General features: G+C 62.3%; 17 protein-coding genes. 4 read left to right on the plus strand and 13 right to left on the minus strand.

Annotated elements, in window-relative coordinates:
- Positions 1-93: 93 nt before the first annotated feature.
- Positions 94-1,032, plus strand: a complete 939-nt coding sequence (locus PPN31114_RS05175) for a LysR substrate-binding domain-containing protein (RefSeq protein ID WP_150678378.1) — start codon at positions 94-96, stop codon at positions 1,030-1,032.
- Between the two features lie 211 nt (positions 1,033-1,243).
- Here PPN31114_RS05175 and PPN31114_RS05180 read toward each other — a convergent pair whose 3' ends face one another.
- Together PPN31114_RS05180 and PPN31114_RS05185 are read right to left on the minus strand one after the other, a co-directional pair.
- Positions 1,244-2,602, minus strand: a complete 1,359-nt coding sequence (locus tag PPN31114_RS05180) for an 8-oxoguanine deaminase (protein ID WP_217426918.1) — start codon at positions 2,600-2,602, stop codon at positions 1,244-1,246.
- The gene (locus PPN31114_RS05185; protein WP_150678380.1) at positions 2,602-3,969 is read right to left on the minus strand and encodes a nucleobase:cation symporter-2 family protein; all 1,368 of its coding nucleotides are present in this window, start codon (positions 3,967-3,969) and stop codon (positions 2,602-2,604) included. Before PPN31114_RS05185 ends, PPN31114_RS05180 begins: the two co-directional genes overlap by 1 nt.
- A 435-nt stretch (positions 3,970-4,404) precedes the next feature.
- Here PPN31114_RS05185 and uraH point away from each other — a divergent pair, with 435 nt between their 5' ends.
- From uraH to PPN31114_RS05200, 3 genes are all read left to right on the plus strand, one after another.
- Positions 4,405-4,755, plus strand: coding sequence for a hydroxyisourate hydrolase (gene uraH / locus PPN31114_RS05190; protein ID WP_058378925.1), 351 nt, complete (start codon positions 4,405-4,407; stop codon positions 4,753-4,755).
- Between the two features lie 42 nt (positions 4,756-4,797).
- Complete coding sequence (locus tag PPN31114_RS05195) at positions 4,798-6,003, plus strand: urate hydroxylase PuuD (protein ID WP_150678381.1); 1,206 nt, start codon at positions 4,798-4,800, stop codon at positions 6,001-6,003.
- 528 nt (positions 6,004-6,531) lie between these two features.
- Entirely contained in the window at positions 6,532-7,932 is a 1,401-nt protein-coding gene (locus tag PPN31114_RS05200; protein WP_246182404.1) for an MATE family efflux transporter, read from the plus strand.
- Positions 7,933-8,015: 83 nt separating this feature from the next.
- On the opposite strand, the gene PPN31114_RS05205 is transcribed toward PPN31114_RS05200, so the two are convergent.
- The 11 genes from PPN31114_RS05205 to tcuC form a co-directional block, all read right to left on the minus strand.
- The gene (locus PPN31114_RS05205) at positions 8,016-8,861 is read right to left on the minus strand and encodes a proteasome-type protease (RefSeq protein WP_150678382.1); all 846 of its coding nucleotides are present in this window, start codon (positions 8,859-8,861) and stop codon (positions 8,016-8,018) included.
- A gap of 100 nt (positions 8,862-8,961) precedes the next feature.
- Positions 8,962-9,762, minus strand: a complete 801-nt coding sequence (locus PPN31114_RS05210; RefSeq protein ID WP_150678383.1) for a transglutaminase family protein — start codon at positions 9,760-9,762, stop codon at positions 8,962-8,964.
- A gap of 4 nt (positions 9,763-9,766) precedes the next feature.
- The gene (locus PPN31114_RS05215; protein ID WP_150678384.1) at positions 9,767-10,759 is read right to left on the minus strand and encodes an alpha-E domain-containing protein; all 993 of its coding nucleotides are present in this window, start codon (positions 10,757-10,759) and stop codon (positions 9,767-9,769) included.
- 45 nt (positions 10,760-10,804) lie between these two features.
- Entirely contained in the window at positions 10,805-12,229 is a 1,425-nt protein-coding gene (locus PPN31114_RS05220; protein ID WP_174987699.1) for a circularly permuted type 2 ATP-grasp protein, read from the minus strand.
- Between the two features lie 246 nt (positions 12,230-12,475).
- Complete coding sequence (locus tag PPN31114_RS05225) at positions 12,476-13,036, minus strand: ureidoglycolate lyase (RefSeq protein WP_174987701.1); 561 nt, start codon at positions 13,034-13,036, stop codon at positions 12,476-12,478.
- A gap of 74 nt (positions 13,037-13,110) precedes the next feature.
- Positions 13,111-14,130: an allantoicase gene (gene alc / locus PPN31114_RS05230; RefSeq protein ID WP_150678385.1), complete on the minus strand. Its 1,020-nt coding sequence runs from the start codon at positions 14,128-14,130 to the stop codon at positions 13,111-13,113.
- Between the two features lie 72 nt (positions 14,131-14,202).
- The gene (gene uraD / locus PPN31114_RS05235) at positions 14,203-14,718 is read right to left on the minus strand and encodes a 2-oxo-4-hydroxy-4-carboxy-5-ureidoimidazoline decarboxylase (RefSeq protein WP_150679171.1); all 516 of its coding nucleotides are present in this window, start codon (positions 14,716-14,718) and stop codon (positions 14,203-14,205) included.
- A gap of 118 nt (positions 14,719-14,836) precedes the next feature.
- The gene (gene puuE, locus PPN31114_RS05240) at positions 14,837-15,793 is read right to left on the minus strand and encodes an allantoinase PuuE (protein ID WP_150678386.1); all 957 of its coding nucleotides are present in this window, start codon (positions 15,791-15,793) and stop codon (positions 14,837-14,839) included.
- 326 nt (positions 15,794-16,119) lie between these two features.
- Complete coding sequence (gene ldcA / locus PPN31114_RS05245; RefSeq protein WP_150678387.1) at positions 16,120-17,052, minus strand: muramoyltetrapeptide carboxypeptidase; 933 nt, start codon at positions 17,050-17,052, stop codon at positions 16,120-16,122.
- A complete protein-coding gene (tadA, locus tag PPN31114_RS05250) occupies positions 17,049-17,666 on the minus strand; it encodes a tRNA adenosine(34) deaminase TadA (RefSeq protein ID WP_150678388.1) in 618 nt (205 codons plus the stop codon). Before tadA ends, ldcA begins: the two co-directional genes overlap by 4 nt.
- A gap of 113 nt (positions 17,667-17,779) precedes the next feature.
- The gene (tcuC, locus tag PPN31114_RS05255) at positions 17,780-19,087 is read right to left on the minus strand and encodes an MFS transporter (protein ID WP_150678389.1); all 1,308 of its coding nucleotides are present in this window, start codon (positions 19,085-19,087) and stop codon (positions 17,780-17,782) included.
- Positions 19,088-19,112 lie beyond the last annotated feature (25 nt).

Here is a 19,112-nt window from a genome sequence, read left to right on the forward strand (position 1 = left end):
GGCTTTCCGCTATAGAGTCGGCCGGCGCTTATGCCTCATAATGTTTTACTTATGCAATCCCGGGTCCGACATATTCGGATCGTTATATTAGTCATGAGCCAAAATCGCGAACCGATCGATACTTATTTGCTGCGCGTCTTGCACACCTTGCTGATCGAGCGCAGCGTCACGCGAGCGGCCGTCAAGCTGAACCAGTCGCAGCCCGCGATCAGCGCCGCCCTGCGCCGCCTGCGCGATATCACCGGCGACCCGCTGCTCGTGCGCGGCAAGTCGGGCATGGTGCCTACCGAATACGGTCAGTCGCTGCTTGAACCGACCCAAAACGCCCTGCGTGAAATCGAGCGCATCACCGTTCAGCAGTCGAACTTCGATCCCGCCACCACCGTTCGCACGTTCCGCATCGGCTCGCCCGACTATCTGAACACCCTCTTCGTGCCGACCGTCGTCGAGCGTTTTCGCCAGCAGGCGCCAAACGCCCAGCTTGAACTTCACTCGCTCGGCCCGGCGTTCGACTACGAGCACGCGCTCGAAGACGGCAAGGTCGATATCGTCATCGGTAACTGGCCCGAGCCGCCCGAGCAGCTTCACCTCTCGAATCTGTTCGTCGATCAGATCGTCTGTCTGGTGCGCAACACGCACCCGTATGCCAAGCGCGGTCTCACGCTCGATCAGTACCTCGCCAGCCCGCACCTTGCGCCCACGCCCTACTCGGTCGCGCAGCGCGGCGCCATTGACATGCATCTGGCCCGCGAGCGCCTCAAGCGCAATGTGGTCGTCACGATTCCGTACTTCAATCTCGCGCCGTACGTGCTACTCAAGTCGGATCTGATCTTCACGACCACCCGCCTTTTTGCCGATCACTACGCCGAGTTCCTGCCGCTGACCGTGGTCGAAGCGCCCATCGACTTCCCGCCGATGCAGTACTACCAGCTGTGGCACGAACGCACGCACTACTCGGACGAAGTGCGCTGGCTGCGCAGCGTCATCTCGGATGCCACGCGGACGCTGCTCGAGACGCGTAGCCTGCCCTAAATCTGTCCCTAAATCTGTCCGTCAGTTTGCCGGTGTAGCGGCTGGCGAAGTTGCCAGCAACGCTGCCGTTTTTACCGGCGGAGCGGCCCCCACCGCTCCGCCGAACCGCAAGGCGGCGTCCCCCATGCACGAGAACACCGCTTAAGACTTCCCGACATTTATTGCCACGCTCGGCGACACACCATGAATATGTGGCCGGTGTGGCAACGCGTTATCGGGAAGCCTCGGCCAGTTGCCGCGCCAGCGCGTTGTGACGCGTGACGAGTGACGGCAGGTCGAGCGTCGTCAGACGCCCGTCGCGCACCACCACTCGTCCGTTCACCACGCTGTACGCAGCTTGTCCGGGATTACAAAACACTAGCGCCGCCACCGGGTCGTGCAGGCCACCGGCCATGCCGATGCCACGGGTATCGAACGCTACGAAGTCGGCCGCCATGCCCGGGGCCAGCACGCCGATGTCGTCGCGGCCCAGCACACGCGCGCCGCCGATCGTCGCAATCTCCAGCGCTTCGCGCGCCGTCATTGCATTCGGACCGAACCCCACACGCTGCAACAGCAACGCCTGACGCACTTCGTTGATCATGTTGGCGGCGTCGTTCGAGGCCGAACCGTCCACGCCCAGCGACACCGGCACGCCCGCGTCGCGCATGCGGCGAATCGGCGCAATACCTGAAGCCAGTCGCATGTTCGAACACGGGCAATGCGCCACGCCGGTGCCCGTCTTGGCAAAGAGCGCAATACCGGCATCGTCGAGCTGCACGCAGTGGGCATGCCAGACGTCGTGCCCGACCCAGCCCAGATCCTGCGCGTACTCGGCCGGCGTCATGCCGAACTTCTCGCGGCTGTAGGCGATGTCGTTGACGTTTTCCGCCAAGTGGGTGTGCAGCGACACGCCATAGTGACGCGCCATCGTCGCCGACTCGCGCATCAGATCGCGGCTCACCGAGAACGGCGAGCACGGCGCCACCACCACGCGCAGCATCGAATAGCGGCCCGCGTCGTTGTAGCTCTCGATCAGGCGCTGAGTGTCTTTCAGAATGTCGGCCTCGCGCTCGACCACGCGATCGGGCGGCAAGCCGCCCTGGCTCTGGCCCACGCTCATGCTGCCGCGGCTTGCGTGAAAGCGCATGCCGATCTCACCCGCCGCCTCGATGCTGTCGTCGAGCTTGCAACCGTTCGGATAAATGTAGAGGTGATCGCTCGACGTGGTGCAGCCCGAGAGCAGCAACTCGGCCATGGCCGTTTGCGTCGAGACACGGATCATCTCGGGCGTGAGGTTGGCCCACACCGGATACAAATTCGTCAGCCAGTTGAACAGTTCGCCGTCCTGCGCCGCCGGAATGGCGCGCGTGAGGCTTTGGTACATATGGTGGTGCGTGTTGACCAGACCGGGAATCACGACGTGCCCGGTCATGTCCAGCACTTCGTCGGCGGTGGCGGGCAGCGAGTCGCTGCTGCCCACGGCCACGATCCGGTTGTCTTCGACGTAGATCCCGCCGCGAGCGATCTCGCGGCGACCGGCATCCATCGTGACGACGACTTCGGCGTTTTTGACGAGCAGCGTTTTCATCAGTGAGCCTCCAGCCCCATGCTGTTACCGCTCTTCTCGCCGTGGCCGTTCGCAGCCGGCGCCTTGAAGCCGTTGAAATAAGCGTTCAGGATCACCGCCGAGAGCGTGGCCAGCAAGATGCCGCTATGGAGCAACGGGGCGAGCTGTTCCGGCATCTTCGCGAAGAACTTGTTCGAGGCGACCGGAATCATTGCCATACCGATGCTGATGGCCACGATGTACAGGTTGTAGCGATTGTTGTTGTAGTCGACCTTGGTCAAGATCTTGATACCGGTCGCGAGCACCATGCCGAACATCACCACACCGGCACCGCCCAACACGAATTGCGGAATCGACGCGACCACCACCGACATCTTCGGAATCAGGCCGAACACCAGCAGAATCACACCGGCAGCGGCGCACACCCAGCGGCTCTTCACGCCGGTCACGCCCACCAGACCGATGTTCTGCGAGAACGACGTATGCGGGAACGTGTTGAACAAGCCGCCAATCACCGTGGCCACACCGTCCACACGCAGGCCAGCGACCAGCGCCTTCTCATCGACCGGCTTGCCGACGATTTCACCCAGCGCGAGGAACATGCCCGTCGATTCGATGAACGTAATCAGAATCACGATCGTCAGCGTGGCAATGGCCCACGGATCGAACACCGGCATACCGAAGTGGAACGGCAGCACCACGTCGAACCACTTCACCTGATCGAGACCGTCGAAGCTCACCTTGTGCAGCATCAGCGCAATGCCAAAGCCGAACAGAATGCCCAGCAGCACGGCGATATTCGAGAAGAAGCCCTTCACGAAACGCGTGATCAACAAGATGAAGATGAGCACCGCGAACGACACGCCGAGATACACCGGGTCGCCGTAATCGGGGTTGCCCACACCGCCAGCGGCCCAGTTGATGCCCACGCCGATGATCGTCAGGCCGATGGACGTAATCACAATGCCCGTGACGATCGGCGGGAAGAACCGCAACAGCTTGCCCACCAGTGGCGCAATGAGCGTGCCGATGATGCCCGAGGCGATCGTCGCGCCGAAGATGCCGGGTAAGCCCAGCGCCGGGTTGGTGCCGATGGCGAGCATCGGGCCCACGGCAGCGAACGTCACGGCCATGATCACCGGCATACGGATACCAAAGCGGCCAATACCCACGCTTTGAATCAGCGTGGCGATACCACAGCACATCAAGTCAGCAGAAATCAGGAAAGCCACCTGATCTTTGGGCAGGCCAAGCGCGCCCCCAATGATCAGCGGTACAGCGACCGCACCCGCATACATCACCAACACGTGTTGCAGGCCCAGCATGAACAATTTTGCGATCGGCAGTCTCTCGTCGACTGGATCGACGGTTTTCGTTGTCACACTCATTGCGTCTCCATCCCAGGGGGGCTGTTTGATTGATTTTTTGGGGTGGCTCAATGTTGCAGGTCGACGCCTTTTGCGGCAAGACCACCGGGGGCTATAGTGTTTTTTTCATAGAACATATGCATGAATGCTTATCTTGAGTTTCGGGTTTTCCCCAAGAATGCACGCTGCCATTGGGCTTTCCGGGCGGATCACCGCCCGCCGTGTCCACGCATCATGCGGATACTGTTATGCCCCGGATAACCGAAACCCATAGTGGTCCAAAAATTCCTCGATCCGGTGCATGCTGAGCGTGCTTGCCATCTTCAGGCAGTCACTTGATGCGCGTCATCTTTTTGTCAGGCGTGACATGGTATGTGCGCGTTTTTATCTTTGGTATTGCGCGCGTTGCCGGGCCGCCATCTCCCTACAATGCAGCCATCCATCACAGGAGACACCATGGGACGACTGACCACCCACGTACTTGATACATCGCACGGCAAGCCTGGCGCGGGCATCCGTGTCGAGCTGTGGCGCGTAGACGGCGAACGCCGCTCGCTGCGCGACGTGCAGACCAATAACGACGGCCGCTGCGATAAGCCGCTGCTCGAAGGCGAAGAGTTTGTCGCCGGCGAGTACGAGCTGGTTTTCCACGCAGGCGACTACTTCGCGGCACAGGGCGTCGACGTGCCTGCCCCGCGTTTCGTCGATCGCGTTGTCTTGCGCTTCGGCATTGCCGAACCTTCGCAGCACTACCACGTGCCCCTTCTGGTGTCGCCGTGGAGCTTTTCCACGTATCGCGGTAGCTAATAACCGCGGGCGTGAATGTCAGGCAGTTGAGGAGAACATAAGATGGAAGCGTTTATTACCGACTGGGTCAATTTGCTGTTGCGCTGGCTGCACGTGGTGGCCGCGATTGCGTGGATTGGCGAGTCGTTCTATTTCGTGATGTTGGATAACGGTCTGAAGCCGCCCAAGGCTGCCGAAGACAAGCAAAAAGGCGTATTCGGTGAGATGTGGTCGGTACACGGCGGTGGTTTCTACCACGCCCAGAAGTACCTGAACTCGCCGCCGCAGATGCCTTCCGACCTGCACTGGTCGAAGTGGAAGTCGTACACCACGTGGCTCTCGGGCTTTGCCCTGTTCTGCGTGCTGTATCTGCTGCAACCGCAGACGTATCTGATCGACAAGAACGTGATGGACCTGCAACCGGGTCAGGCCGTGGGCATCGCCGTGGCGTTCCTGATCGGCGGCTGGTTCGTCTATGACTTCCTGTGCCGTGCGCTGGGTAAGAACGAGCGCGTGCTGGGTATCGCCGTGGCGCTGTTCGTGGTGGCCGCGACGTTTGCCACGACGCACATCTTCGCTGGCCGTGCCGCCTTCCTGATCGTGGGCGCCATGATGGCCACGTCGATGTCGGCGAACGTGTTCTTCTGGATCATTCCGGGCCAACGCAAGAGCGTGGATGCGCTCACGAAGGGCGAAGTGCCGAACCCGATCTGGGGCAAGCTGGGCAAGCAACGCTCGGTGCACAACACGTACTTCACGCTGCCGGTCGTGTTCATCATGATCAGCAACCACTACGCGTTCACGTACAGCAACCAGTACAACTGGGTGATCCTCACGATCATCATGGCTGCCGGTGCAATGATTCGTCAGTTCTTCGTGCTGCGTCATGCAGGCAAGAATCTGTACGCACTGCCGGTTGCCGGTGCTGCGCTGCTGGCTGGCGTTGCCGTGTTTGCCGCCCCGCGCCCCACTCCGGCCCCGGCCGCCAGTGCGCACGGTGAAGCTGCCGCGCCTGCCGTGAAGCTCTCGGAGATTCAGCCGATCCTCACGCAACGTTGTGCCACTTGCCACTCGGCCAAGCCGACCATGATGGGCAGCGCACCCGCCGGTGTGATGCTCGATACGCCGGCCGAGATTTCGCAGAACGCCCAGCGTATTTATCAGCAAAGCGTGGCGCTCAAGTCGATGCCGCTGGGTAACGTGACCCAGATGACCGACGAAGAACGCCAGAAGATTGCCGCGTGGTTCAATGGCGGCGCACAACAATAACGGCTGACACCGTCTTTCTTGCTGGACCCATGTTGGGGCGCTTCGGCGCCCCTTTTTTATGGGCGCGCGTGACAGCATGCCCGCAAGCCAATGCCCACGAATTTATAAAAATCAAACACTTGGGAACTTTGTCACGCGAGTGCAGGTCTGTTCTACGCGCCCGGCAGTCCGGGTGTGACGCTCAGAAGGTATCCAATACCGGGAACCTCCCCGTAACCTTCCAACGACGTCAGAACACCGGCGCGATGCCTTTCACGGCAGGCGCGTCACGCACAAACACCATGAATTTCCTTCTGTTCTCCGATTCACGGCAAGGCGTTGTCTGGGTGCATTTGCACCAGGCCATGTTCCCGCCGTCCTTCCTGCCGACCCGATAACGCCACCGCGCCAGCGTGCGTTACCTCGGGCGGAGCGGGTGCGCCATCGCTTGCGCGCTACCCGGTTTCACTCCCCATCTCGCAGTACCTGATGTGCAAGCCACGGTGAGCCGCGTCCCGACACGACGCGGCGTATGTCATCGAGGGGATCATGTCCAACATGTCTCATTCCATTTCCCATTCGTCCACGCAGGGCGTGAGGACGCCTGCGTTCCAACAACTCTTCAAGCAGTTCGCTGCGCTCGCCGTGCCGACCATCCTTTCCGGTTGGGTCTACACGATCTATACGCTGATCGACGGCATCTTCATCGGCCGCTACGTCGGCCAACAAGCGCTCGCCGCGCTTAACCTCGTCGTGCCGCTGCTGTATGTGCCCTACGCCTTCAGCGTGATGGTCGGCGTCGGCGGCGCGACCCTGATCGCCCGTTTGCTCGGCGAAGGCCGTGAGGCGGATGCCCGCCGCGCGTTTTCGCAAGTGCTTTGGGCCATGCTCGCTTTCGGTATCGCGATGAGCGCCGCGGTGCTGATCTTCAAGCACGACATCGCCGCGATGCTGGGTGCCGAGGGCGCGATCGCCACCGACGTGGTGGCGTATCTGTCCGGCTGGGGCTGGTTCGTGCTGTTTGCCAACGGCCTGTACGCGATGGAATTGTTCCTGCGCGTGGAAGGCGCACCGGCGGCCCGTTTCGGCCTCTATGCAATGTTCCTCGGCGCGCTCGCCAATGTGGCGCTCGACTACTGGTTCATCGCCGTCAAGGGCATGGGGATGTATGGCGCGTCGCTGGCGACCGGGCTGTCGATGATGGTATCGAGCAGCGTGATGCTGGCGTATCACTTCGTGCTGGCCAAGCAGGTCGTACCGGCCCGCCGCGCCTTCGGCAACGGCGAATCGTATGTGGGCCGTGTGATGTACAACGGCGCGTCGGAATTCCTCGGCGCGATTGCCCCGGCGATTACGGTGTTTGCGTTCAACCGGGTGATTCTGTCGAACTTCGGCGAATCGGGTCTGGCGGCCTACGCCATTCTCGAATACATGACGCTAGGGGCGACGGTCACGATGGTGGCGCTGGTGCAGAGCATGCAGCCGATGATCAGCTACTATCGCGGCGCGCGTGACATGGCCGCGCTGAAGGGCTCGTTCAAGCTCGGCGTAATCGCGGTGATGGGCTTCTCGGTGCTGGTGGCGATTGCCATGGCGACCCTCTCACGTCCGCTCACGTTCCTGTTTCTGCCGGAAGGCGGCAGTGCATGGGCGATTCTGGAGCACGCGGTGCTGTGGTACGCGGTGGCGTTCTTACCGGCCGCAGGCAACCTGATCGTGGCGGGCTTTCTCACCGCTATCGAGGCCCCGGGTCCGTCGGCCGTGATCGCCGCGTTGCGTAGCTGGGTGTTGCTGCTCGGCTTGCTGTGGCTCTTGAACGTCTCGTTCGGTGGCGCGGCCATTTGGTACACGCTGTTGATTACCGAATTGCTGACGCTGGCCGTGAGCGCGTGGCTTTACTGGCGCACGGTCAACGGTGGCGAGTTGCTTGCCCCGCAGATGCAAACCTGATGGCGCAACGTGCCAATGAAAACGGCGTGACTTTTCGGTCACGCCGTTTTTTTATGCTGATGCGATTGCCCTACCCCACGCGGTCAGGACGGCATCTTGAGCTTGAACGTCTGCGCGAGCGATTGCACGGCACCCGGCTCGGTTGCGCCCGGCACGCCATCGGGCGGCGTGGCGAGCGGCGGCAGCCCGGTCGGCGTCTCCGGCACGGTGGCCGCCCATTGCGGTTCGGGCAATTCGTCGAATACCTGGCGAAGCCGTTCGCCCCACGTGTCGTGAATCATCTTGTAATAGACGTTCTCGTCGTTGAGCGAGGCAAAGCGCGTCACGCGTAACGTGTCTTCTTCGTACACGAGCAAATCGAGCGGCAGCCCCACGGACACATTCGAGCGCAGCGTCGAATCCATCGAGATCAGTGCGCACTTGGCGCCGTCGTCGAGCGATGTGGCTGGCGTCACGAGCCGGTCGATGATCGGCTTGCCATACTTCGATTCGCCAATCTGGAAATACGGGTTCACCGACGACGCTTCGATGAAATTGCCCGCCGAATACAGTTGGAACAATCGGCTCGGCGCACCGGCAATCTGGCCGCCCAGCAGGAAGCTGCAATTGAAGTCGACGCCAAACGCTTCGAGCGCCTTGGCGTCACGCTCGTACACGTCGCGAATGGCCTGGCCCACGACGCGCGCCACGTCGGTCATGGTCTTGGCGTTCCAAAGCGTATTGGCGTCGCGCGCTTCCACCAGATGCTGCCGCACCGCCTGCGTCACGGCGAGATTGCCCGCCGAGAGCAGCACGAGCACGCGCTCGCCCGGGCGCTCGAACACCAGCATTTTGCGGAAGGTGCTCACGTGATCGACGCCCGCGTTGGTGCGGGTATCGGAGAGAAAGACCAGCCCGGCATCGAGCTTCATGGCCACGCAATACGTCATGTCGTTCCTGTCTTGCAATGCGGGGCACCGTCCAATTCGGTGCCCCAGCGAGTGATTCTTGTGATGTTGCTGCTAAAAGTCATCAATCAACGCCCATCGGCTATTGGTCGAGCGGTGCCGCGTCGACCTGCACGGACACGTGCAAGGCTTCGGTCGCTCCGCCGCTGCGCATGCCGCGCACGGGGGCGGCAGACTCGTAGTCCCGCCCAACCGCCAACCGGCAGTAATTACCACTGGCGAAGCACGCGTGCGTGACGTCGATGCTAACCCATCCGGCCCCGTCGACCCATACGTCGACCCATGCGTGGCTTGCCGCGTGCGGCACGTCGCCCGGGTCGATGTAGCCGCTGACGTAGCGGGCAGGCACGCCCCGCGCCCGGCAAATCGCCAGCATCAGGTGCGCGTGATCCTGACACACGCCCCGCCCCAGCGCCAATGCCTGTGCGGCGGTGCTGGTGACGGCGGTGATCCCCGACTCGTATTCGACGTTGTTGCAGATGATCGACGCCAGTGCCAGCAGGTCGTCCGGGGTGGTGAGGCCGGTGTCGGCGGCCATGGCGTCGATGGCGTCGCTACGGGCGGTCAGCGGGGTCGGGCTGGCGAAGGATAACACCGGTACGGTGTGGGCCGTCTCGCCCAACCGACCATCGACCAATGGCGTGGTTTCGATTTCGCCTTCGGCAAGCAGGTGAATTTCGCTATGCGGCTGGTGCAGCACCAGCGTGTGCATGTCGTTGCCGTAGGCGTCGCGCGCGGCAGTGAGTTTGCCGGGCGCGTTGAGCCGCCAGTTCACCACACGCTGCACTTCCGAGGACGGCGGCGTGAGCCGCAGTTGCTGGATGGTGTAGCGCACGGGCGTGTCGTAGCGGTACGTGGTCTCGTGACGGATAGTCAGGCGCATGGCATCAGGCCGCGAGCGGTATCAGGAACGTCTGGCTGATCTTGTTGCCGAGCACCGACACGCGCTCGAGAAACTCGGTCAGGACCGGGTGCAAGCCTTGCTGCTGAACCTGTTGGATATCGGTGTATTTGAGTTCGGCGTGCAGCTTCCCGGCATAGCGTTCGACATCGCCGGACTGCGCGTTGGAGAGCGTCGCGAGGTTTTCACATACGCCCGTGAGCGAAGCGAGCAACGAGCGCGGCATATGGGCATTGAGCATGAGCAGTTCGACGACGCGCTCGGGCGTAATCACGTCACGATACACCTTGCGGTAAATCTCGAAACCGGACACGCTGCGCAGCACTGCCGACCAGTAGTAGAAGTCGGTCGGATGCGACGCATCGGGCCCTGCGCGGTCGGTGCGCACCGCCTCGTGAAAACGCACGTCGAGGATACGGGCGGTGTTGTCGGCACGTTCCAGAAACAGGCCCAGACGCGTGAAGTAAAAGGCATCGTCCTGAAACAACGTGCCGAAGCTCACGCCGCGCGAGAGATGCGAGCGCACTTTCACCCATTCGAAGAGATGCGCCGGGTCGTGCTCGAGCAAGTCGAGCATGCGCGGAAAGTCGAGCCATGTGCTGTTGACGGTTTCCCACAACTCGGTGGTGAGCGTGCCGCGCACGGCACGCGCGTTCTCGCGCGCCGCCGCCAGACAACATGCGATGCTCGACGGGTTGTCCCGATCGCGCACGACGAAGTCGAGGACGTTGGCCCGCGTGGCCCGGCTGTGCTTACGGTTGAACGCCGGTTCGAGTTCGGAAATGCGCAAGGTGGCACGCCAGCCCGCTTCGTCGTTGAGCCCGGCGAGCGAGACCGGCGCGTTGTCGTCTTCGTCGTCGATCACGTCTTGCGGCAGCAGCAGGTTCTGCAAGTTGACGTCGAGCAAACGCGCGGTGTTTTCGGCCCGCTCCATGTAGCGGGCCATCCAGAACAAGTGGTCGGCGGTACGGCTGAGCATGATGGCTTCCCGGAGGTATTAACGTAGTTCTGGCGATCGGTTCATTTACTTCTCAAGCACCCACGTGTCCTTGGTGCCCCCGCCCTGCGACGAATTGACGACGAGCGATCCCTCGGTGAGCGCCACGCGCGTGAGGCCGCCGGGCACCATCGTGATGTTCTTGCCGGAAGACAACACGAACGGCCGCAAGTCGATGTGTCGGGGCGCAATGCCCGCTTCGACGAACGTCGGACACGCAGATAACGCCAGCGTGGGTTGCGCGATATAACCGTCGGGTTTGGCGAGCAAGCGCTGGCGAAAAGCCTCGATCTCGGCTTTGGTAGACGCCGGGCCGACCAGCATGCCGTAGCCGCCTGCCCCGTGCACTTCCTTGACGACGAGTTCGCTCAGGTGATCGAGCGTGTAGGCCAGATCGTCGGCGCGGCGGCACTGGTACGTCGGCACGTTGTTCAGGATCGGCTTTTCGCCGAGATAGAACTCGATCATGTCGGGCACGAACGGGTAGATGGACTTGTCGTCGGCAACGCCCGTCCCAATGGCGTTGGCCAGCGTGACTCTGCCCGCGCGGTAAACGCTCAACAGGCCCGGCACGCCCAGCGTGGAATCGGCACGGAAGGCGAGCGGATCGAGGAAGTCGTCGTCGATGCGGCGATAGATGACGTCGACGCGCTTCGGGCCGTTGGTGGTGCGCATATAGACGAGGTTGTCTTCGACGAACAAGTCCTGCCCTTCGACCAGCTCGATCCCCATCTGCTGCGCCAAAAACGCATGCTCGAAGTACGCAGAGTTGTAGATGCCCGGCGTCATGACGACAACGGTCGGGTCGTCGACGCCCATCGGAGCGACGGCGCGCAGGTTGTCGAGCAGCAAATCCGGGTAGTGTTCGACTGGGGCGATGCGGTTCCTCGCGAACAACTCGGGGAACAGACGCATCATCATCTTGCGGTTTTCCAGCATGTACGACACGCCGGACGGCACGCGCAGATTGTCCTCCAGCACATAGAACACGCCGTCGTCGCCGGTGCCCGCCCGTACCACGTCGACCCCGGCGATGTGCGCATAGATGTTTCCCGGCACATCGACGCCCTGCATTTCCGGGCGGTACTGCGCGTTCATCAACACCTGCTCGGCCGGAATGACCCCGGCGCGCAAGATGTCCTGATCGTGATAAACGTCGTGAATGAACCGGTTGAGCGCGTCAACTCGCTGGCGCAACCCGGTTTGCAGGGTCTGCCACTCGTGCGCTGGGATGATTCTTGGGATGAGATCGAACGGGATCAGCCGCTCGGTGCCCGCCTCGTTACCGTAGACGGCGAAGGTAATCCCCACCCGGCGAAACGCGAGATCCGCCTCGGTTCGCTTATGGTGCAAGACGTCGTCGGACTGACACTTGAGCCAATCGTCAAATCGACGGTAGTGCGAGCGAGTCGTGCCTGTGATGCTCGCCATCTCGTTATAGCTCTCGACCATACGCTTCTCCGCAGATTGCTGTGTCGAGATCGAGCAATATCCATGCCCGAGCTTTTTTGATCGCTTTCGGCACGATTCCGGTGCGCTTTCCTCCAGCACGCACCATGCCGGTGATTCTGAGTATAGGTCGGGGCTTCCTTGGGCACCGGGTTTCGCTGTTTACACCACGTAACATCACCCGCCAAAACGAAAACGCCGGGCATTCGCCCGGCGTCTCCGTGTCTCCTCGCTCGCTTATCTTGCCGCTCAAGCCGCCTTCTGCGCGCCCTGAACTTTGTCCAACTCGGCTTGCGTCAGCAGGTAGGTCGTCGGCAAATCCTGCTCATCGCAGTTGTGCCCCTCGCCGCCACGGTCCACGACGATGAAGTCGCTCACCTCGTGCAACGCCAGCAGCGGGTGATGCCATACGCCACGCGCATAGTTCACGCCCTGCCAGCCGTCCGAGACGAACGCGCGCATTTTGCTCACGTCCAACTCGCCTGCCGGTGCCACCACCACGAGATACGGCAGCGTCTTCAACGGGATGAACGCCTGACTGCCCAACGGGTGACGCTCCAACATCTTCACCTCGTACGGCAACTCACGCGGCTGGCCCCGGAAGACGTTCACCAACGTGCGGCCACCCTCCGGCCCCAGATCCACCGTCGCCAGATCGTGATACCGCTCCGTCGTCCCGCCATTGATCGCGAAATGCTTCGCCCCCGCCAACTCGATCACGTCGCCAAACGCCGCAAACGACTCACGCGTCAATCGCTCAATCTTCAATGCCGGGCCCGCCATATCACTCTCTCCCTCTTGTTTTTTCATTCGCTCACCGCCCGCGTGCTGCCAGACGGTGAGTCGCTTCGTTGTTTGCTGCGCTCGCTGACTTACTTCTTCGCTTACTTCTTCTCGCCCAACCGGCCCCACAGACGCAGGCGCGACACGCCGCCGTCCGGGATGATGTTGAAGCGAATGTGCGTAATCGCGCCCAGCTTCTGAATCTGCTCTTCGAAGAAGAACTGCTTGTCCATCGCCAGCTTCTGCTCAGGCAGCAACACCGGCCAGAACATCGATTGCGTAATGAGCGACTGCTCGGTACCGCCCGTCACATACGCGCCCTGAATCGAGCAGCGGTCCGGGAAGTTGCCCTTGAAGTGCGCGGTGTCGACTTCGATCTTGCCAATCTCGCCCGGCTGCGCCAGCGCGATGATCGCCCAGTCGTTACCCGGTTCGCGACGGCGGCGCGTCTCCCAGCCATCGCCCATGTTCACGCCACGGCCCGGCATCAGCAGGTTCGAGGCCAAACCGAAGTGCTGGTTGTTGGCCGCGACCACATAACCACCGTTTTCCATCGCGATCAGGTCGATCAGCTCGTCGCGCGAACGGTTCGCCCAGTCGCTTTGCGGCAGACCATACAGACGCAGACGCGCCAAACCGCCGTCCGGATACAGATTCACGCGCACGTGCGTGGCCGGGCGCTGGGTGGTGATGTCGTGATAGTGGTGCGAGTTGCCTTGCAACGTCGTCGAGGCGAGCAGTTCGAACCACTCGGCGTTGGCCGACGGGGTGCCGTCGGGGCTGTAGCAGCCTTCGAGCGACGCGGCGGGCGGGAAGTTGCCGGTGAAGTGGCTGGTGTCGAGATCGACGCCGAACAACACGCCCGGGCGCGCCAGCTTGACGATGCACCAGTCGTAGCCGTTCACGCGCTTGCGGCGCGTTTCCCAGCCGTCCATCCACTTGCCGTTGTCGTCGTACTTGCCCGGGATGAACACCGCCGGGTCGGGGTTGAGCATGCGCTCTTTGGCCGCGAAGAACTCGTCGCTGGCCTCCAACGCCTGGGCACCCAGACGCGGATCGGCCAGATTGACGTAGCGGCGCACGAATTCCGGTGCGTTCGGATCTTGCGGGACGAGGGCCATGCCAACTCCTAAATACTTTGTAGTGTCTGAAACCGTCTTGCTGATGCTTACTGATGCCTGCTGCCCGGTCGCTTAGTCGCTCACCAGATCCTGCAAGCGGAAACCGGCGATGCGGAAAATCTGACGCAGGCACTCTTCGATTTCGTCGGCACGGCTGTTTTGCAGGCGCGTGCTGAAGTTCTCGATGATGCTGCTGCGGGTATGGCCGCGCACGGCCAGGATGTACGGGAAGCCGAACTTGGCCTTGTAGTCGTCGTTCAGCTTCGTGAGCTGAGCAAACTCTTCGGCGCTGCATTGATCCAGACCGGCGCCGGCCTGCTCACGGGTCGACTCTGCCGTCAGTTCGCCACGCACGGCGGCTTTGCCAGCCAACTCCGGGTGGGCACGGATGAGGTCGAGCTGCGGGCCTTCACCGGCATCGATGACGGCTTGGCACATGGCGTCGTGCAAAGCGGCCACGGTGGCGAACGGACGGTCTTCCCAAGCGGCTTCGGCCACCCACGGGGAATGCTCGAAAATGCCGTCGAGCGCCGCGATAAATTCGGCACGCGGCAAGTCCGACAACGCGGCAACGGTACGTTGGGTCATAGGCAACGGGGCGTTCATTTACTGCTCTCCTGGAGAACAAGGGTGGCGCCCCGCCGCGCTTTACTTGCGCGGCCCGATGACGCCTATCGGTTCTAGATTAGTGGATGACTCAGCGGGTTTATGCCGCCACAAACGGGTGACGCTCCTGCCAGTGGCGCGCCACGTCGATACGGCGGCACACCCACACCCGGTCATGCTTCTCGATGTGATCGAGGAATCGCTGCAACGCAGCAAAACGACCCGGGCGGCCCAGCAAGCGGCAGTGCATCCCGATCGACAGCATCTTCGGTGCCTCGTCGCCCTCGGCGTACAGCACGTCGAACGCGTCGCGCAGGTAATGGAAGAAGTGGTCTGCCGTGTTGAAGCCCTGCGGCGCGGCAAAGCGCATGTCGTTGCTGTCGAGGGTGTACGGCACGACCAGATGCGGCTTCACTTCGCCGCTGCTCGTCTCGACCTTCGTCCAGAACGGCAGGTCGTCGCCATAGTTGTCGGAGTCGTAGACGAAACCGCCCTGCTCGACCACGAGACGACGCGTATTGGGGCTGTCGCGTCCGGTGTACCAGCCAAGCGGCGCGCTGCCGGTCATCTCTTTGAAGATCTCGATGGCGATGCGCATGTGCTCGCGCTCGGTCGCCTCGTCCATGTTCTGATAGTGAATCCAGCGCCAGCCGTGGCACGCGATTTCGTGCCCCAGTTCCTGAAACGCCGCCGTCACTTCCGGGTGACGCTGCATGGCCATCGCCACACCGAACACGGTCAGCGGCAACCCGCGGCGCTCGAATTCACGCAGAATTCGCCACACCCCGGCACGCGAACCGTACTCGTAAATGGACTCCATGCTCATGTGACGGGCCTCAAACGCGGCCGCGCCAATGATCTCGGAGAGGAACTGTTCGGACGCACGGTCACCGTGCAGCACGCAGTTCTCGCCACCTTCTTCGTAGTTCAGAACAAACTGCACGGCGATGCGCGCACGGCCCGGCCAATCGGCAAACGGCACGTGGCGGCCATAGCCGATCAGGTCGCGGGGATAATCCTTGGAGCTTGCGGTATTGCTGGCAGGGCTGCTGGCCATGATGTCTTGGCATCCTTGTGACGGCGAAACGATCGAAGCAGTGTAGCCAAATCCACTCCGGCAAAACATAGCCGTACACAGATATTCAAGCTGCGCCGTGACATATAGTCGCGTCGTCTCATGCCTGCCCACCGGGCCGCTGCCCTGCCCCAACCGCCGCTCGGGGAGCATTCAGCCCACAATCAATCTCCCGCCATCTGACCGCGATTACCCTCGTAAATCGCAGAAATCACCACCGATCTGCACGAAACGCAAAAAACAACGCCGGGCCCGAAATTCGGCCCGGCGTGCGTTGTGAAGCGTCGGTGTCGCGGTGTTCTCAGACCTCACACGGCCTTATAGGGATATCCCGTAAGCGTGAGCGTCACGCGCTCTCCAGCCGTCTGCAATCGCGCCTGACCACCCACCGGGAGGGTCAGCTTGTCGGGACAATGGCCGAACGGCAGCCCCGTGACGATAGGAATGCCGATGACCTTGCGCATGCTCGCGATCATGGTGTCCATGTCGTAGCCGTTGTCGTAATCGCTCACCCGGTACTCGGAGAAATCGCCCAGCACGAGCGCGCGCTGACGCCCGAGAATGCCCGTCTGATGCAACTGATACAACATACGCTCGACGCGGTACGGCGGCTCGTTCACATCCTCGACAAACAGCACACCGCCGTCGATCTCCGGCAAATACGGGGTGCCGATCAAACTGCACACCATCGCCAAATTGCCGCCCCACAGGGTGCCCGCCACATCGATGTCGCCTGCGCCGCCGTCGCCGGTCCATTCGGCCACGTGCTGCGGCGCGCTCAGAATCGACTGGAAATGGTTCAGCGTGAAATCGCTCAGCGTTTCGGCCCCGAAGTCGGCCGTGAGCATCGGGCCGGAGAACGTCGTCAGATGCGCGCGCGCCAGCAACGCTAGCTGCAACGCCGTGAAGTCGCTGTGGCCGACGATGGCCGCCGGGGTGCCCGACAAGCGCCGGTGCAGCCCCTCGTAATCGAGCTGATCGAGCAGGTGCACCGCGCCGTATCCGCCGCGCACGGCCAGAATGACGTCCGGCACCGGATGGTCGCGACGGGCGAGCGTGTTGATCTCGGCAATGCGCTCGGCATCGGTGCCCGCAAAGCGCAGATACTGGCGCGCGAGCGCCTCGCGGTTGCCCACGGTATAACCAAGGCGCTCAAGCGTTTCGACGCCGCGTGCCGCCACGTCAAGACTGGCCGGATAACCGGAGGGAGCAATCAGTTCAAGCAGCTTCGTTTGGGTCAATTCGGTTGTCCCGGAATAGGCGTTGGGGGAACGTCTGAGGCGGCATCGGGAGCTTCGGCCGCAGCGGCAAGTCGCCTTGTCCGCGCCGCCGCCCGACGCTCACTGAAGAAACGTTGCAGAATGCCGACGCACTCATCGCGCCGCACACCACCGACGACTTCGGCATGGTGATTGAGCCGCGGTTCCGCAAACAGATCGACCACGCTGCCGCACGCGCCCGTCTTGGGGTCGGCGGCACCATACACGACACGTTTGATACGCGCATGCATGATCGCGCCCGCGCACATCACGCAAGGCTCGAGCGTGACGTACAACTCGCATTCGGGCAGACGGTAGTTGCCGAGCGCCTGCGCCGCGGCGCGCAGAGCCTGCATTTCTGCGTGAGCCGACGGGTCGTGGCCGCCCACCGGGCAGTTGTGCCCGACAGCGACGACTTTCCCTTCGCAAATGACGACGGCCCCAACAGGCACTTCCCCCTGCAACATAGCGGCGCGCGCCTGTTCGAGCGCCAGCCCCATGTAGGTGGCATCGGCACTCGCTTCAGGCGTGCTTTGGAGGGTCGGGTCGGGGGGAGCGCCGGGACTGTCGTCCGAGGCGGGTAAATCTCGATTCATGTAACGCTGACGGAAAGCCGCTGCGCACCGCCCAGCCCTTTCGGCCAGACGCCACGCAGCGCGATGGGCCGCTTTGGCAATGCGACATTCTCGCACAGCGCCCCGTCAGAACGTCACGCCATTGCCGCGTTGGTCGCCCCGCGTTTGCGATACAGCACGAGCGTGGCGATCAGACCGCACACGGCCGCGAAGGTCATCCACCAGCCGGGCGCGGCCTTGTTGCCGGTCAGGCCGATCAACCCCGTCGCGACAGCAGGCGTGAAGCCGCCGAACAACGCCGTCGCCAGACTGTAGGCCAGCGAGAAGCCCGCCGTGCGCACATCCACCGGCATGATCTCGGTCAGCGCCACCACCATCGCCCCGTTGTAGCTCGCGTAAAGGAACGACAGCCACAACTCGACGATCAGCATCTTGCTGAACGTGGGCTGCACCACCAGCCATGCCATTGCGGGGTACGCCGTCAGAATGGTCAGCACGGTAAACACGATCAACAGCGGCCGCCGCCCGATACGGTCGGACAGCGCACCCATGATCGGCAGCCAGATGAAGTTCGAGACACCGACACAGAACGTGACGACCAACGCGTCGGTCGTCGAGAGTTTGAGGACGGATTTGCCGAACGTCGGCGTGTAGACGGTGATGAGGTAGAACGAGACGGTGGTCATGGCCACGAGCATCGTGCCCGCGACGACCAGCCCCCAGTTCTCCAGCATGGAGCGGAAGATTTCGCGCGTGCTCGGGCGATGCTTACGCGCGAGAAACGCTTCGGTTTCCTGCAACGAACGACGAATGTAGAAGAGCACCGGCACGATCATGCAGCCGATGAAGAACGGAATGCGCCAGCCCCAATCGGCCACCTGCCCCGGCGTGAGCCATTTGTTGAGCAAGTACCCGAGCAGCGCCGCCACGATAATCGCGACCTGCTGACTCGCCGATTGCCAACTGACGTAGAAGCCCTTGTGCCCCGGCGTCGCCATCTCGGACAGATAAACCGACACGCCGCCCAACTCCACGCCTGCCGAGAAACCCTGCAACAAGCGACCAATGAGCACGAGCAACGGCGCGGCATAGCCGATGGTCGCAAAGCCGGGCACGAACGCGATCAGGATGGTCCCCATCGCCATCACCGACAAGGTGACGATCAGCCCGCGCCGCCGCCCGATCCGGTCGACATACGCCCCGAGAATGATGGCGCCCAAGGGCCGCATCAGGAACCCGGCGCCGAACGTCATGAACGTCAGCATCAACGAGGCAAACTCGTCGCCCGACGGGAAGAACGTGGCGGAGATGTAGGTGGCGTAGAAGCCGAACAGGAAGAAGTCGAACATCTCCATGAAATTGCCACTCGTGACGCGAATCACAGTGGCAAATTTCGACGGAGGCGGTTGGGACACAGCAGACTTTGCGGGTTGGGCAGCCATGATGCGTACACCTCTGTCGGGGGAC

Origin of the sequence: Pandoraea pneumonica (assembly GCF_902459645.1) — a bacterium.
In the GTDB taxonomy this organism is placed as follows: Bacteria; Pseudomonadota; Gammaproteobacteria; order Burkholderiales; family Burkholderiaceae; genus Pandoraea; species Pandoraea pneumonica.

Excerpts from the sequence above, each read along its gene's own strand:
- PPN31114_RS05205 (WP_150678382.1), bottom strand. The coding sequence starts at position 8,861 with ATGACGTATTGCGTGGCCATGAAGCTCGATGCCGGGCTGGTCTTTCTC.
- puuE (WP_150678386.1), bottom strand. The coding sequence starts at position 15,793 with ATGGCCAGCAGCCCTGCCAGCAATACCGCAAGCTCCAAGGATTATCCC.
- PPN31114_RS05185 (WP_150678380.1), bottom strand. The coding sequence starts at position 3,969 with ATGAGTGTGACAACGAAAACCGTCGATCCAGTCGACGAGAGACTGCCG.
- PPN31114_RS05180 (WP_217426918.1), bottom strand. The coding sequence starts at position 2,602 with ATGAAAACGCTGCTCGTCAAAAACGCCGAAGTCGTCGTCACGATGGAT.
- PPN31114_RS05175 (WP_150678378.1), top strand. The coding sequence starts at position 94 with ATGAGCCAAAATCGCGAACCGATCGATACTTATTTGCTGCGCGTCTTG.
- uraD (WP_150679171.1), bottom strand. The coding sequence starts at position 14,718 with ATGACCCAACGTACCGTTGCCGCGTTGTCGGACTTGCCGCGTGCCGAA.
- PPN31114_RS05200 (WP_246182404.1), top strand. The coding sequence starts at position 6,532 with ATGTCCAACATGTCTCATTCCATTTCCCATTCGTCCACGCAGGGCGTG.
- PPN31114_RS05220 (WP_174987699.1), bottom strand. The coding sequence starts at position 12,229 with ATGGTCGAGAGCTATAACGAGATGGCGAGCATCACAGGCACGACTCGC.
- uraH (WP_058378925.1), top strand. The coding sequence starts at position 4,405 with ATGGGACGACTGACCACCCACGTACTTGATACATCGCACGGCAAGCCT.
- alc (WP_150678385.1), bottom strand. The coding sequence starts at position 14,130 with ATGGCCCTCGTCCCGCAAGATCCGAACGCACCGGAATTCGTGCGCCGC.
- PPN31114_RS05210 (WP_150678383.1), bottom strand. The coding sequence starts at position 9,762 with ATGCGCCTGACTATCCGTCACGAGACCACGTACCGCTACGACACGCCC.
- PPN31114_RS05225 (WP_174987701.1), bottom strand. The coding sequence starts at position 13,036 with ATGAAAAAACAAGAGGGAGAGAGTGATATGGCGGGCCCGGCATTGAAG.
- PPN31114_RS05195 (WP_150678381.1), top strand. The coding sequence starts at position 4,798 with ATGGAAGCGTTTATTACCGACTGGGTCAATTTGCTGTTGCGCTGGCTG.
- tcuC (WP_150678389.1), bottom strand. The coding sequence starts at position 19,087 with ATGGCTGCCCAACCCGCAAAGTCTGCTGTGTCCCAACCGCCTCCGTCG.
- PPN31114_RS05215 (WP_150678384.1), bottom strand. The coding sequence starts at position 10,759 with ATGCTCAGCCGTACCGCCGACCACTTGTTCTGGATGGCCCGCTACATG.
- tadA (WP_150678388.1), bottom strand. The coding sequence starts at position 17,666 with ATGAATCGAGATTTACCCGCCTCGGACGACAGTCCCGGCGCTCCCCCC.